This is a genomic window from Streptomyces stelliscabiei, assembly GCF_014873495.1.
Classification (GTDB): Bacteria; Actinomycetota; Actinomycetes; order Streptomycetales; family Streptomycetaceae; genus Streptomyces; species Streptomyces bottropensis.
On the sequence record NZ_JADBGF010000001.1, the window covers coordinates 2,021,876 to 2,036,734 of the forward strand.

At 73.4% G+C, this 14,859-nt stretch carries 11 protein-coding genes; 3 read left to right on the top strand and 8 right to left on the bottom strand.

Annotated elements, in window-relative coordinates:
- The first annotated feature begins 131 nt into the window (after positions 1-131).
- Positions 132-875 (top strand): GntR family transcriptional regulator, encoded by a 744-nt coding sequence (locus tag H4687_RS08770; protein ID WP_046915293.1) that lies wholly within the window; start codon positions 132-134, stop codon positions 873-875.
- A 13-nt stretch (positions 876-888) separates the two neighbouring features.
- Here the strand turns inward: H4687_RS08770 and H4687_RS08775 are convergent, their stop codons facing one another.
- The 5 genes from H4687_RS08775 to rpe form a co-directional block, all read right to left on the bottom strand.
- Positions 889-1,341, bottom strand: a complete 453-nt coding sequence (locus tag H4687_RS08775; protein ID WP_005485524.1) for an Lrp/AsnC family transcriptional regulator — start codon at positions 1,339-1,341, stop codon at positions 889-891.
- Positions 1,342-1,351: 10 nt separating this feature from the next.
- A complete protein-coding gene (locus H4687_RS08780; RefSeq protein WP_046915292.1) occupies positions 1,352-2,872 on the bottom strand; it encodes an amino acid permease in 1,521 nt (506 codons plus the stop codon).
- Between the two features lie 249 nt (positions 2,873-3,121).
- Positions 3,122-4,564 (bottom strand): GuaB1 family IMP dehydrogenase-related protein, encoded by a 1,443-nt coding sequence (locus tag H4687_RS08785; protein WP_046915298.1) that lies wholly within the window; start codon positions 4,562-4,564, stop codon positions 3,122-3,124.
- 351 nt (positions 4,565-4,915) lie between these two features.
- The gene (locus H4687_RS08790; protein ID WP_046915291.1) at positions 4,916-5,959 is read right to left on the bottom strand and encodes a sugar-binding transcriptional regulator; all 1,044 of its coding nucleotides are present in this window, start codon (positions 5,957-5,959) and stop codon (positions 4,916-4,918) included.
- A 137-nt stretch (positions 5,960-6,096) separates the two neighbouring features.
- The gene (rpe, locus tag H4687_RS08795) at positions 6,097-6,783 is read right to left on the bottom strand and encodes a ribulose-phosphate 3-epimerase (protein WP_005485520.1); all 687 of its coding nucleotides are present in this window, start codon (positions 6,781-6,783) and stop codon (positions 6,097-6,099) included.
- A 137-nt stretch (positions 6,784-6,920) separates the two neighbouring features.
- On the opposite strand from rpe, the gene H4687_RS08800 reads away from it, so the two are divergent.
- Positions 6,921-9,074, top strand: a complete 2,154-nt coding sequence (locus H4687_RS08800) for an MMPL family transporter (protein ID WP_046915290.1) — start codon at positions 6,921-6,923, stop codon at positions 9,072-9,074.
- Positions 9,075-9,152: 78 nt separating this feature from the next.
- Here the strand turns inward: H4687_RS08800 and H4687_RS08805 are convergent, their stop codons facing one another.
- Both H4687_RS08805 and fmt read right to left on the bottom strand, forming a co-directional pair.
- Positions 9,153-10,583, bottom strand: coding sequence for an RsmB/NOP family class I SAM-dependent RNA methyltransferase (locus tag H4687_RS08805; RefSeq protein ID WP_046915289.1), 1,431 nt, complete (start codon positions 10,581-10,583; stop codon positions 9,153-9,155).
- A gap of 119 nt (positions 10,584-10,702) precedes the next feature.
- Positions 10,703-11,635 (bottom strand): methionyl-tRNA formyltransferase, encoded by a 933-nt coding sequence (fmt, locus tag H4687_RS08810; RefSeq protein WP_046915288.1) that lies wholly within the window; start codon positions 11,633-11,635, stop codon positions 10,703-10,705.
- Positions 11,636-11,900: 265 nt separating this feature from the next.
- Between fmt and H4687_RS08815 the strand changes: the two genes are divergently transcribed.
- Positions 11,901-12,470 carry a hypothetical protein gene (locus tag H4687_RS08815; RefSeq protein WP_020114461.1) on the top strand — a complete coding sequence of 190 codons (570 nt, stop codon included), beginning with the start codon at positions 11,901-11,903 and terminating at the stop codon, positions 12,468-12,470.
- A 105-nt stretch (positions 12,471-12,575) separates the two neighbouring features.
- Here H4687_RS08815 and H4687_RS08820 read toward each other — a convergent pair whose 3' ends face one another.
- Complete coding sequence (locus H4687_RS08820; protein WP_050398534.1) at positions 12,576-14,765, bottom strand: primosomal protein N'; 2,190 nt, start codon at positions 14,763-14,765, stop codon at positions 12,576-12,578.
- Positions 14,766-14,859: the final 94 nt, after the last annotated feature.

The window sequence follows — 14,859 nt, forward strand, 5'->3', positions numbered from 1 at the left end:
CTCCGGCGAAATACTCGTGCACGTTTTCCCGCACAATCACCGGCCGCGCGCGGGGTTCGCCGGTTTCTCCCAAGGCTCGCTAGGCTGGGCGCGCTGTGCACAGAGAGCGGCCGGACGAGCGGAGGGGGCGCATGGCGGCGCGACACGAGGAGATCGCCGAGGAGCTGCGGCGGGCGATCGACCGTGAGGACTACACGGTGGGGAGTCTGCTGCCGCCGGAGACCGAACTAGCGGCCCGCTACGGCGTCTCGCGCGGCACCGTCCGGCAGGCGGTGGCGACCCTGACCGCCGAGGGCCTCATCGGCTCGCGCCAGGGCGCCCGGCGGGTGGTCCTGGCCGGCCGCCGCAGCCAGAGCTTCGCGGAGCTGCGCAGCTTCGCCCAGTGGGCGCGCGCGATGGGCCGCGAGGCGACGGGCCGGGTGGTTCTCCAGGAGTACCGGACCGCCACCGCCGAGGACCGCGTCCGCCTCCAGGTCGCCCCGGGCGCCCGCCTCCTGCACGTCCTGCGTCTGCGCGGGCTCGACGGGCGGCCCGTCCTGCTGGAGCGCACGGTCTACGCCGACTGGATCTCCCCCGCCGTCGAGCCGATCGAGGCCGACTGCCCCTCGGTCACCCAGCGCCTGCTCGACGACACGGGTCTGGTCTTCGCCTACGGCGAGCACGTCATCGACGCCGTGGCCGCCGGCGCCCACGACGCCGAGTTCCTGGCCGTGCGCCGGACGAGCCCCCTCCTGCGGGTCCGGCGCGTCACCACCACCCGGGAGGGCCGGCCGGTGGAGTGGTCCGACGACCGCTACCGCCCGGACGCGGTGAGCTTCAGCGTGCACAACTCGATAGGGAACAACGCGCTGGCACGGAAGACCGCGGCCCCCTGAGGGGCCCGGCCTCTCAGGCGGGCGACCCGGAGGAGAACCGCCGCAGCAGGGGCGACAGCACGAGCACGGACTTGGTCCGCTCGACGAACGGCTCCCCGGCGATCCGCTCCAGCACCCGCTCGAAGTGCCGCATGTCGGAGGCGAAGACCTGCACCACGGCATCGGCCTCACCGGTGACGGTCGACGCGGCGACGACCTCCTGATACCGCTCCAGCCCCCGCTGGATCGTCTCCGGCGAGGTGTTCCGACGGCAGTAGATCTCGACGAACCCCTCGGTCTCCCAGCCGAGCGCGGCGGGGTCGACCCGGACCGTGAAGCCGGTGATCGCCCCGGTCGCCCGGAGCCGGTCCACCCGCCGTTTGACCGCGGGCGCGGACAGCCCGACGAGCTGGCCGATGTCGGAGTAGGAACGGCGGGCGTCCTCGGCGAGGGCGTGCACGATGCGTTCGTCGAGAGGGTTCAGCACTGCGGGTGGATCACTTCTCTGGAGTCGACGGGGACGAGGGAGCCGATGGGGACGGCGGAGTCGAAGGGGCCGGGGCCGCCGCGAGACGCGAGCGGCGGTAGCCGTAACTGAAGTAGAACACGAGCCCGGCGGCCATCCAGACGCCGAAGACGACCCAGGTGACGGTGTCGAGGCTGCCCATCATCCAGACGCAGAACGCCAGTCCCAGCGCGGGCAGCACCGGCGACAGCGGCACCCGGAACGTCCGGGGCATGTCCGGACGGGTCCGCCGCAGCACCACGACGGCCACGTTGACCAGCGCGAACGCGAACAACGTACCGATGCTCGTGGCATCCGCGAGCTGCCCCAGCGGAATGGCGGCGGCGAGCACACCGCAGAACAGCGACACGATCACGGTGTTGACGCGCGGCGTCCCGGTCCTCGGGTGCACACGGGAGAACACCCTGGGCACGAGCCCGTCCCGGGACATGGCGAACAGGATCCGGGTCTGCCCGTACAGCACGGTCAGCACCACGCTCGCGATGGCGATGACGGCCCCGGCCGCCAGCAGCGTCCCCCAGAACGCGTCCCCGGTGACGTCCTTCATGATCCCGGCGAGCGCGGCCTCCGACTCGCCGAACCCCTCCCAGGGCCGCGCGCCGATCGCGACGGCGGCGACCAGCACGTACAGCGCGGTGACGATGAGCAGCGACAGCATGATCGCGCGCGGCAGGTCCCGCTGTGCGTTCTTCGCCTCCTCACCGGCGGTAGAGGCCGCGTCGAACCCGATGTACGAGAAGAACAGCGTCGCCCCGGCCGCGCTGACGCCCGCCATGCCGAGCGGCATGAAGTTCTCGTAGTTGCCGGACCGGAAGCCCTGCACGCCGATGACGCAGAACAGCAGCAGGGCGGCGATCTTCACCACGACCATGATCGTGTTGGCGCGGGCGGACTCCCGGGCCCCGCCCAGCAGGAACGCCATCGCGAGCAGGACGACGATCAGCGCGGGCAGGTTGAAGACGCCCCCGTCCCCGGGCGGCGCGGACAGCGCGTCCGGGATGGTCACGCCGACCGTCCCGTCCAGCAGCTCGTTGAGGTACTCGCCCCAGCCGACCGCGACGGCCGCCACCGACACCCCGTACTCCAGCACCAGACACCAGCCGCAGACCCAGGCCACCAGCTCGCCCATCGTTGCGTACGTGTACGAGTACGAGGATCCGGAGACCGGGATCGTGCCGGCCAGCTCCGCGTACGACAGGGCGGAGAACAGTGCGGTGAGCCCGGCTATCACGAAGGAGAGGGTGACGGCGGGCCCGGCCTTGGGGACGGCCTCGCCGAGGACGACGAAGATGCCGGTGCCGAGCGTGGCACCGATGCTGATCATCGTCAGCTGCCACAGTCCGAGCGACCGCCGCAGCGACCCGCCCTCACCCTGCCCGCCCTCCGCGACCAGGCGTTCCACGGGCTTGCGGCGCATCAGCCGCGCCCCGACGCCACCGGACGGCGGGGCCGGCTGATTCTCATGCTGCGGGGGTGCGCCTTGGTCGAGCACGCGTGGCTCCTTCGTCGCTGCCGGTCAGGGCGGGTGAGGACCGCCGGCACCGAACAGCAGGGGGCCACCGAGCAGGAGTCCCCGCCACGCCACGTACAGCGCTCGACCCTATGAGCCAGACCTTCACGAGCGTAATGCGGCAACCTTGCGCGCCGACGCAAGATCGTTGCGTTACCGGCGGGTGCGCGAAGCTTCGTTGCACGGCCGGTTCCGACTCCCGCGCGCCTTCCGGATCAGGCGCCCCGGAGGCTAGCTCCAGCTGGCGTGCAGCGGCTTGCCCTCCGCGTACCCGGCCGCGCTCTGGATGCCCACCACGGCCCGCTCCGCGAACTCCTCCAGGGAGTCGGCCCCCGCGTACGTGCACGAGGACCGCACCCCCGCGATCACCGAGTCGATCAGGTCCTCGACCCCCGGCCGCGCCGGGTCCAGGAACATCCGCGACGTCGAGATGCCCTCCTCGAACAGCGCCTTGCGCGCCCGGTCGTACGCCGACTCCTCGCTGGTGCGGTTGCGCACGGCCCGCGCGGACGCCATCCCGAAGGACTCCTTGTAGAGCCGCCCGCTCGCGTCCTGCTGCAGGTCGCCCGGCGACTCGTACGTGCCCGCGAACCACGACCCGATCATCACGTTCGACGCACCGGCCGCCAGCGCCATGGCGACATCGCGGGGGTGGCGCACCCCGCCGTCGGCCCACACGTGCTTGCCGTACTTCTTCGCCTCGGCCGCGCACTCCAGGACGGCGGAGAACTGCGGCCGTCCGACCCCGGTCATCATGCGGGTGGTGCACATCGCGCCGGGTCCGACACCGACCTTGACGATGTCCGCGCCCGCCTCGATCAGGTCGCGCACCCCCTCGGCGGCGACGATGTTGCCGGCCACGATCGGCACCCGGGGGTCGAGGTCGCGCACCAGCTTGATCGCGTTGATCATCGACTCCTGGTGGCCGTGCGCGGTGTCGATGACGAGCGTGTCGACGCCCGCGTCGAGCAGCTGCTTGGCCTTGCCCACGAAGTCGCCGTTGACCCCGACGGCGGCGGCGACGCGCAGCTTGCCGTGCGCGTCGACGGCCGGGGTGTACAGGGTGGCGCGGAGCGCGCCCTTGCGGGTGAGGATGCCGGCGAGACGCCCGTCCCGGTCGACGGCGGGCGCGTAGCGGCGGTTGGCGGCGTCGAGCCGGTTGAAGGCCTCACGCGGGTCGATGTCGGCGTCGAGGAGCAGCAGGTCCCGGGACATGACGACTTCGAGCTGGGTGAAGCGGTCCACGGCGGTCAGATCCGCGTCGGTGACGACACCGACGGGCCGCAGCGCCTCGTCGACGACGACGCCCGCGTTGTGCGCCCGCTTCGGCAGCAGGGACAGCGCGTCGGCGACCGTCTGGTGCGGGTTCAGCACGATGGGGGTGTCGAGGACGAGGTGGCGGCTCTTGACCCAGGAGATGACGTCGGTGACGACCTCGTTGGGGATGTCCTGCGGGACGACCACCAGGCCACCGCGGCGGGCCACGGTCTCGGCCATGCGACGGCCGGCGATGGCGGTCATGTTGGCGACGACGAGCGGGATGGTGGTGCCGGTGCCGTCCGGGGAGGCCAGGTCCACTCCCTGCCGTGATCCGACGGCGCTGCGGCTCGGGACCATGAAGACGTCGTCGTACGTCAGGTCGTACGGGGGCTGGATGTCATTGAGGAAACGCACGTGCCGCACATCCCGGTCGATCAGAGGTGACCCCCTGACAGGACCGTCAGGGGGAAGAGCACGTACCTCATTGTCCCATGTCGGCGGATGCGAACGGCCCCGACGGATCGTCCAGAGGGACGGTGGGCAGCCTGGGAGGATCCTCCGAGAGCACGCACGATCGCCGGATCGTCACGGGTGCCGCCGCGGTGCCGGCGGCGCGGCGGGCATCTCTCGCGTTCGACCCCCACCCGGCCCGCCGGGCCGGGTCGCACCCCGGAGACACGCGATCGACCGCCGCGTACCTCCGGCCGCGCGCCCACCGGAGCCCGGCGGCGCGCACCACCCCACGGGCATCCGCGGGGCGCCCCGTCAGACCCCGTCGGGGTCCGCCCGGTTGAGTGCCGGCCGGGGTGTCTGCCCGGCCGTCAGCAGGTAGTCCGCCGCCGAGGTGTCGGTGACGAGGCTGGTCACCAGCCCCGACCGCAGCACCGCGTCGATCGCGGCCGCCTTGCGCTGCCCGCCCGCGATCGCGACGACCTCGGGGATACGGCGGAGCTGGTCGGCCTTGACCGTGATGCACCGCTCGCCCAGGTCGCGCCCGACACGGCGGCCCTCCGCGTCGAAGAGATGCGCGGACATCTCGGCGGCGACACCGAGGGAGGCGTAGTGGCCGCGCTCCTCGTCGCTGAGCATGTCGTGCACCGTGGAGATGCCCGCCTCCCACGAGCCGATGGAGACACAGGCGACGGTGACCTTGTCGAAGTACTCGAAGGCCCGCGCGATGCCGGTCTGGTGGCGCAGCGCGCTGGCGGTCGCCGCGTCCGGCAGCAGCATCGGCGCGTAGATGGGGTGGGCGTCGCCGCCCGACACCTGCGCGGCCCGCCGGACCGCCTCGACCGAACCGCGCTCGGCCGTCCCGGCGTCGTAGACCCCCGTCAGCTGCACCACCGTGCAGGGCGGCAGCCGGTCGAGGGCGGCCGCCATGTGGATGGTGGAGCGGCCCCAGGCGAGGCCGAGGATGGCGCCCTCGTCCACCAGCTCGCCGAGCAGGTCCGCGGCGACCTCGCCGAGGTTCTCGGGGTCGGTCGTCTCCTCGGCCTCCGCCGGGGACTCGACGACCACGGCGTGCCGCAGGCCGTAGCGGGCGCGCAGCGCGTCGGAGCGCTCCGCGTCCAGCTCCGCGGGGACGCGGATCTCGATGCGTACGAGATCCCGTTCGAGGGCGGTCTCCAGGACCCGGGCCACCTTGAAGCGGCTCACGCCGAACTCCTCGGCGATCTGGATCTTGGACTTCCCCTCTAGGTAGAAACGGCGTGCCATGGCCGCCGCCTGAACCAGCTCAGCGGGTCCCATCCGCATGGCTGACCGGCCCGCCGACATACCCGACACGGTCATCTCCTCACTGCTCTTCACACATGGATACGCCGTTCATCCTTGCAGATCCGACGTTTTCGATCAGCCCGAAGGAATGTCGTTCACGTTCCCTTGGCCCTCTATACGCACGACATGCCATACCCGCCTCGACGTTCGCACGGCCGCGCGATCGTGATTCAGTGGCCGCAGGCCCAGCCCGCGGTCGCCGTCGTGGCCTCCGCCTGCGCCCGCAGCGCGCGCACCGCCTCGGCCGGGTCGTCCGCCCCGTACACCGCGGAACCGGCGACGAAGACGTCGGCGCCCGCCTCGGCGCAGCGCTCGATGGTGGACGCGGAGACACCGCCGTCGACCTGAAGCCACAGGTCGAGCCCGTGCTTGCTGATCAACTCGCGGGTCCGGCGAATCTTGGGGAGCATGATGTCGAGAAAGGCCTGGCCTCCGAAGCCCGGTTCGACCGTCATGATCAGCACCATGTCGAGTTCGGGCAGCAGGTCCTCGAACGGCTCGATCGGCGTCGCGGGCCTGAGCGCCATGGAGGCCCTGGCTCCCTTGGCCCGGATCTCGCGGGCGAGCCGCACCGGTGCGGCGGCCGCCTCGGCGTGGAAGGTGACGGAACCCGCACCCGCTTCCACGTACTGGGGCGCCCACCGATCGGGGGCCTCGATCATCAGATGACAGTCCAGCGGCGTCTCCGTCGCACGGGCCAGGGACTCTACGACCGGCACACCGAGCGTGAGGTTCGGCACGAAATGGTTGTCCATCACGTCCACATGGAGCCAGTCGGCGCCTTCGACCGCCTTCGCCTCGTCGGCGAGACGGGCGAAGTCGGCGGACAGGATGCTGGGGTTGATCTGCGCGGCCATGGGCCAAGCCTGCCATGCCCTCCGGGGGTTGCGGGCATCGGTCCGTCCTGGAGACCGTTGTTCTTCGGCTGCCGGCCGTCTTCGGCTGAGCGCGCAGTTCCCCGCGCCCCTCACGGAGCGCGGTCCTGGAGGTCGGCATGACAGGAAACCGGGGCATCGGGCATCTCGTGTGTGGGCGGCGGGCCAAGTGGGTCGTGCTGGGACTGTGGCTGGTGGTGCTGTTCGTGGTGGCGCCGTTCGCCACGAAGCTCACCGACGCGCAGGACAACGACGCGGCCTCGTGGCTGCCGGGCTCGGCCGAATCGACACAGGTCCTGGAGATCTCCGAGGGCTTCCGGCCCGAACAGATCCCGGCGGTCGTCGTCTACGCCCGGGAGAGCGGCCTGACCGCCGAGGACCGGGCGGTGATCGAGGCGGACGTGCGGGACCTCAAGCAGCTCACCGCCCACGGGATCATCGGCGAACAGACCCGGGGGCCCGTCTACGACCGTGCCGCCGACCCGCGGGCGGCCCAGGTCTTCGTACCGATCACGATGGACGAGAAGGGCTGGGAGCGGATCGCGCCCGCGGTCGACTCGATCCGGGACGGCGTGGGCGAGGGCGGTGACGGGCTCGCCGTGCACATCACGGGTCCGGGCGGTACGTCCGCCGACTTCTCCGAGGCGTTCGAGGGCATCGACTCCACCCTGCTGATGTCGGCGATGGCCGTCGTCATCGTGATGCTGCTGCTCACCTACCGCAGTCCGACCCTCATCCTGGTCCCCCTGATCGGGGTCATCGCCGCCCTGTTCACGGCCCAGGCCCTGATCTACCTGCTGGCGGAACACACCGGCCTGACCGTGAACGGCCAGAGCGCCGGCATCCTCACCGTCCTCGTCTTCGGCGCGGGCACCGACTACGCCCTGCTGCTGGTGGCCCGCTACCGCGAGGAGCTGCGCCGTCACGAGGACCGCCACGAGGCGATGGCCCTCGCCCTGCACCGGGCGGGCCCGGCGGTGCTGGCGTCCGGCGCGACGGTCGTCCTGAGCATGCTGGTGCTGCTGGCCGCCGAGATGAACTCCACGAGCGGGCTGGGCCCGGTGGCGGCCATCGGCGTGGCGGTCGCCCTCCTCGCGATGATGACGCTGTTCCCCGCCCTGCTGGTGATCTTCGGCCGCTGGATCTTCTGGCCGGTGATCCCGCACCTCGGCAGCGCCGACCCGACCGAGCACGGCGTGTGGGCCCGCATGGGCCGCCGTTTCTCCCGTCGGCCCCGCACGGTCTGGGTCGCCACGGCGGCCGCCCTGGCCCTGTGCTCGCTGGGTCTGCTCCAGCTGCGCGCGGAAGGCATCGGCAACGCGGACGCCTTCACCGGGAAACCGGACTCGATCGTCGGCCAGGAGGTCTCGGCACGCTACTTCCCGGCCGGCAGCGGCGACCCGCTCGTGATCGTCAGCAACCAGGCGCAGGCCCGGGAGGTGGGCCGCGCGGTCGCCGACACCGAGGGCGTCGTGGCCGACTCCCTCGGCCTGCCCCCCGGCACGAAACCCGCCCACGAGGGCCGGGTCCTCTTCGAGGCCACCATGTCCGACCCCGCCGACAGCGAGGCCGCGAAGCAGACCGTGGAACGGGTCCGCGACGCCGTCCACGAGGTGCCGGACGCCGACGCCCAGGTCGGCGGCGGCACGGCCGCTCTGCTGGACATGGACGAGGCGACGACCCACGACAACATCCTGATCATCCCGCTGGTGCTGGTCGTGGTCCTGCTGATCCTCTGTGGCCTGCTCCGCGCCCTGGTCGCACCACTGCTGCTGATCGGGACGGTGATCCTGTCCTTCGCCGCCGCGCTGGGCATCAGCGCGCTCGCGTTCAGATACCTGTTCGACTACGCGGGTGAGTCGACCGACTTCCCGCTGTTCGTCTTCGTGTTCCTGGTCGCCCTGGGCATCGACTACAACATCTTCCTGACCACCCGTATCCGCGAGGAGGCCGCCCACCAGGGCACCCGCAAGGGGGTCGTGACGGGCCTGGCGGCGACCGGCGCGGTGATCACCTCGGCCGGCCTGGTGCTCGCCGGCACCTTCGCCGCCCTCGGCACCCTCCCCATGGTCGCCTTCGCCGAGATCGGCTTCGCGGTGGCCCTGGGTGTCCTCCTGGACACCTTCATCGTGCGGTCCGTGCTGGTCACAGCCCTGTTCCTGGACGTGGGCCCCAAGGTGTGGTGGCCCCACCGGCTGGCCCACGAGGACGGCGCCGCGACACCCCCGCCGAAGGAACCGACGGGCAGCACCGCGGGGCCGCCGGGCGGCTGACGGGTGACCGACGGACGCGGCTGGGGTGACCGACGGGCGCGGCTGGGGTGACCGACGGGCGCGCTGACGGGAGAGGTGTTACGAGACCCGCCGGATGAGCGCCAGATACATGGCGTCCGTCCCGTGCAGATGCGGCCACAGCTGCATGTCCGGGCCCTCGCCCAGCGCCGGCACGCCCGCCAGCAGGGGCCGGGCGTCGAGAAGGTCGGCCGCGCCGCCGTACTGCTTGAGCACGTCGTCGACGACCGCACGGGTCTCGGCGAGATGGGGCGAGCAGGTCGCGTAGCCGACGACCCCGCCGACCCGTACGGACTCCAGCGCGGTCCGCAGCAGCGCGCGCTGGAGCGGGGCGAACCCCTGCAGGTCCTCGGGCCGGCGCCGCCACCGCGCCTCGGGCCGCCGCCGCAGGGCCCCCAGCCCCGTACAGGGCACGTCCATCAGCACCCGGTCGAACGAGCCGGGCCGCCAGGGCGGACGGGTGCCGTCGGCGGCGATCACCTGGTACGGGCCCGGGTTGCCGTGCAGCGCCTTCGCGACCAGCCCCGCCCGGTGCGGCTGCTTCTCGGAGGCGAGCAGCACGGCCCCGCGCTCGGCGGCGAGGGCGGCGAGCAGCGCGGCCTTGCCGCCGGGCCCCGCGCAACCGTCGAGCCACGCCTTGTCGGGTCCCTCCAGCGGGGCGTGGGCGAGGGCGAGCGCCACGAGCTGGCTGCCCTCGTCCTGCACACCCGCGCGGCCCTCCCGTACGGCGTCCACGGCACCCGGTTCCCCGCCCTCGGAGAGCCGCACGGCGTACGGCGACCAGCGCCCCGCCACCGCGGCCTCCTCCCGGAGCAGTTCCTCGGTGGTGGCCCGGCCGGGCCGTGCGACCAGGGTGACCTCGGGCCGCTCGTTGTCGGCCTCCAACAGATCCTCGATGCCGGCGCGCCCGCCGCCGAGGGAGTCCCAGAGCGCGGAGACGACCCAGCGGGGGTGCGAGTGCACGACGGCGAGGTGGTCCTCCGGATCGTCCTCGTAGGGCGGTGCGACCCGCTCCAGCCAGCCGTCGAGGTCGTGCTGGGCGATCTTGCGCAGCACGGCGTTCACGAACTTGGCCCGCCCGTCCCCGAGCACGACCCGCGCGAGGTCCACCGAGGCGGACACCGCGGCGTGGGTGGGAATCCGCGTGCCCAGCAGCTGATGCGCGCCGAGGCTCAGCACGTCGAGCACCGGCGGGTCGACCTCGCGCAGCGGCCGGTCCACGCACTGCGCGATGACCGCGTCGTACGTGCCCTGGCGGCGCAGCGTCCCGTAGACCAGCTCGGTCGCGAGCGCCGCGTCCCGCCCGTCGAACTTGTCGGGCCCCTCCTTCTCCCGCGCCCGGCGCAGCAGCGGCGGCAGAACGAGGTTCGCGTACGCGTCCCGTTCGTCGACCGCCCTGAGCGCCTCGAAGGCGAGCATGCGGACGGGGTCCTTGTGGGGACGGCGGTAGGGCTTGCCCGGCTTGCCCGGACGACGGGACTGCTCACTCACGAAAAAGGTGCTCCGGATGTGGGTCGAGATGCCGGGCCCAGCGTACGCCGCGGGGACGGATCGTCGGACGTCGGCCGGGGATGGCGGCCTGCGGGCGGGATGATGACGGGCTCGACGCCTCAGTCGCCGACGGACTCTGCGGCGTCGATCCGCGCCCCGCGCGCCCAGTCCGCGGCCCGCATCGGCTTCTTGCCCTGCGCCTGTACCCAGAGCAGCTCCACCGCGTACGACCCGGTGCCGACATGGACGCTGTTCTTGCCGATGTCGAGCGCGCCCGGGGCCAGACCGGTCCGCTCGGGCACCGGCGCCACCTGGATGAGCTTCAGCCGCTCACCGCGGAACGTCGTCCAGGCGCCGGGCGCGGGCGTGCAGCCGCGGACGACCCGGTCGACGCGCAGCGCGGGCGCGGCCCAGTCGATCCGGGCGTCCTCCACGGTGATCTTCGGCGCGAGGGTGATCCCGTCGGCGGGCTGCGGCACGGCCTTGAGGGCGCCGTCCTCGATCCCGTCCATCGTGGCCGCGAGCAGCCCGGATCCGGCGAAGGCCAGCCGGGTCAGCAGGTCACCGCTCGTGTCCGTCGGCCGGATCTCCTCGGTGACCGTGCCGTACACCGGCCCGGAGTCGAGCCCCTCCTCGATCAGGAAGGTGGAGGCCCCGGTGATCTCGTCCCCCGCCATGATCGAGTGCTGCACGGGTGCGGCACCCCGCCAGGCCGGCAGCAGGGAGAAGTGCAGGTTGACCCACCCGTGGGCGGGCACGTCGAGGGCGACCCGGGGCAGCAGGGCCCCGTAGGCGACGACGGGGCAGCAGTCGGGCGCGATCTCCCGGAGCCGCGCGAGGAACGCCTCGTCCCGGGGTCGGTTCGGCTTCAGCACCTCGATGCCCGCCTCCTCCGCCCGCTGCGCCACCGGGCTCGCGACCAGCCGCCGTCCCCGCCCCGCGGGCGCGTCCGGCCGCGTCACGACGGCGGCCACCTCATGCCTCCCCGACGCGAGCAGGGCGTCCAACGCGGGAACGGCGACCTCTGGGGTACCAGCGAAGACAAGCTTCATGGATGACTGACGGCCTCTCGCACGGAAGTTCGTAGGCCCCACATGCGACGACGCGGGACAACAGCCCAGTCTATGTTCCTCACCGGGCCCGACGACTGCCCGTGGCAGCAGGGGCGCACCCCCACCCACGCGCCCCACGCATATGCCCCCACGCCCCCACCCCGTTACCAGCGGAGCGAATTCGCGTTGGTCAAGAAAGAGTTGACCACTACGCGCCGCATTCGCGGCACCGCCCCTTTTCAACGCCGGTTCGAGAGGCTTGTTCATGGCCGACCACGCAACCCACGACGCCCAGGCTCGGGCCAGCCTGCACTTGCTGGTGCGGGACATCGAGCGGGTCCGCCGGCAGGTGGACGCACTGCGCACCCTCACCGCCCAGTTGGGCAACGTCTACCGCCCGCGCCGCTCCGGACCCTCCACGGGCTTCGTCGTCTACGGACGCGCCCCCGCCCCGACCGTCCGCCTCGCCCAGGAGCTGCGGGACAGCGTCGAGACCCTGGTCACGGCCGCCGTGGACTTCGACCGCTCGCTCGGTTTCTCCTGGGACGCGGTGGGCTCGGCCCTCGGGGTCACCAAACAGGCCGTACACCGCCGTTACGGCGCCCGCCGCGCGGCCGCCCAGGCCGCGGCGGAAGCGGAGCGGACGGGCGATCCCCAGGGCTCCCGCACCGTCAACGTCGCCTCCGGCATCCCCACGGTCCCCGCGGCCCGCTCGATGGCGACTCCGATCCCGGCCCCTGTGCCCGCGCACATGCCCACCCAGCCGACAGCGGGCAGTCCCACCCTCCGCGAGGACGTCAGACCCACGGCCTTCCCCGGCCCGCGCAACGGCTGACCGAACGGCTGTCCGCCCCCCTGCCTCCCGGTGTCTGCCGGGAGGCAGTGCCATGCCGCCGGTCGCATGCCGCGCTGCGCCCTGGCCCCACCACCCCAGGGCGGCTCACCCGATGTCCGGCGGATCCACCCGAATCCGCACCCGCGCGCTCTCGCTCACCCCACGCGCCATCCGCGCCGCCTGCGCGGTCTTGAGCGCGGCGGCCAGCGCCGCCCCGCTCCCCGGCGGCACCCGGATCAGCGCCCGCTCCCACCGCTCCCCCGTCGGCGGCACCCCCGTCCGCCGCGCCCTCCCCGCCTCCGCACCCGCGGCTGCCCCGGCCCCGGAGGGCGGAACGGCCATCGGGACGGGTCCCAACACCTCGGCATCCGAGGGCAGTTCGACCGCACCCAGGAAATCGGTCACGGACTCGGCGACCCCCGACACGGCCGCCATCCGGGACACCGGCGGGAACCCCAGCTCGGCCCGCTCGGCGAGTTCCCGCACCGCGTGCCCCACCGGATCCCACCGCACGAGCGCCTGCACGGGCCGCAGGGTCGGCTCGGCGACCACGACGACCGTGCCGCCCGCCCCCTGGTTCCGTACGAGCGCCGCCGCACCGATCCACCGCCGCAGCGCGTCCTCCCCGGCCCGCAGATCGGGCCGTCCGAGCATGGCCCACCCGTCGAGCAGCAGAGCGGCCGCGTACCCGCCCTCGGCGACCGGCTCGGCCCCCGGCGTGCTCACGACCAGCGCGGGCGACCCCGGCACGGTGTCCAGCACGTGTTCCCGCCCGGAGGTCCGTACGGGCACGGCCGGAAAGGCGCGCCCCAGTTCCTCGGCGGTCCGCCGCGCCCCCACGACCTGCGCCCGGAGCCGGTGGCCCCCGCACTCGGGGCAGTGCCAGCCGGCCTCGTCACGCCCGCACCACCCGCACACCAGGGCCCCGGCGCCGTCCCGCGCCTCCAGCGGCCCCGCACAGTGCCGGCACCGCGCGGGCTCCCGGCACCGCGCGCAGGCCATCCGCGGCACATAGCCCCGCCGAGGGACCTGGACGAGCACGGGTCCGTCCCTGAGGCCGTCCCGCGCGACCTGCCAGGCCAGGCTGGGCAGCCGCGCCGCCCGGGCCGCCTCGTCCCGCGCGAGATCGCCGTCCCCCACGGTCCGCACCAGCGGCGCGGCGGCCCGCACCTGTTCCCGCCCGGCCACGATCGGCGCGGCCCACCCGCTCTCGACGAGCTGGGCGGCCTCGACCGTGCAGGTCCAACCGCCCAGCAGGAAGGCGCACTTGTCCCGCGTGGCCCGCAGCTCCAGGACTTCGCGCACATGCGGGAAGGGGGCGTTGTCGTCACTGTGCGCGGCGTCGCCGTCGTCCCAGACGACGACCAGTCCCAGGTCCCGCACCGGCGCGAACATGGCCGCCCGGGTCCCGACCACCGCCCGTACGGCCCCGCGCCGCACGGCCAGCCACTCCCGGTACCGCCGCTCCTGTCCGGCGTCGGCGGTCAGCAGGGCGTGCCGCCCCTCCCCCAGCAACTCCCCCAGCGCCTCGTCCACCCGGGTGGCCGGCCGCCCCGCCGGTACGACGACGAGGGCCCCCCGTCCGGAGGCCAGCGTCGCCTGTACGGCCCGCGCGATCTCCTCGGCCCACTCCGGCCCCGGCAGCGCGGTCCACACCGCCCGGGGCGAACCCCCGTCGGCCAGCGCCCGGAGGAATCCCTCACCGCGTCCGTACCGCAGCCACGACCCGGGCTCGGGCGCGGCCGGAGGCGGCGGCGGTTCGCCCGTCTCCGCGGCCTCGGCCCGAGCGTGCCGGGGCGGCACGGCCAGCTGCAGCACATCCGCGAGGCTTCCCGCGTACCGGTCCGCGACGGCCCGCGCCAGCCCCAGCAGCTCGGGGCCCAGTACCGGCTCCGGCGAGACGACCTGCGCGAGCGCGGCCAGGGCTCCGGGGTAGTCCGACTCGGCGACCCGCTCGACCAGGAAACCGTCGATCAGCGAGCCGCCTTCGCGCCGCCCCTGTCGGACATTGCGCCCCCCGGCCCCGAACCGCACCCGGACCCGGACCCCGGGCCGGGCGACCTCGTCCAGCTCCTCGGGCACCGCGTAGTCGAAGTACCGGTCGAGATGCAGCACTCCCTTGTCGACCAGCACGCGGGCGACCGGCAGCTCCTTCGCCAGCGCCGCCCCCCGCCAGGTCCGCGGCTTGGCGCGCGGCACCTCGGCCTTGCGCACCGCCTCCCGGACCAGCGCGAGCTGCTCCGGCCCCGCGCCCCCCGGCGCGCCGCCGTCCCTGGTCCCGTCCTCGCCGCTCACACCCGCATTCTCCCAAACGCCACTGACAACCGACGCCGCCCACGATCACCGGAGCGCGCTCACGCAACGGCGAGGCCCGGCATCCCCGAAGGGA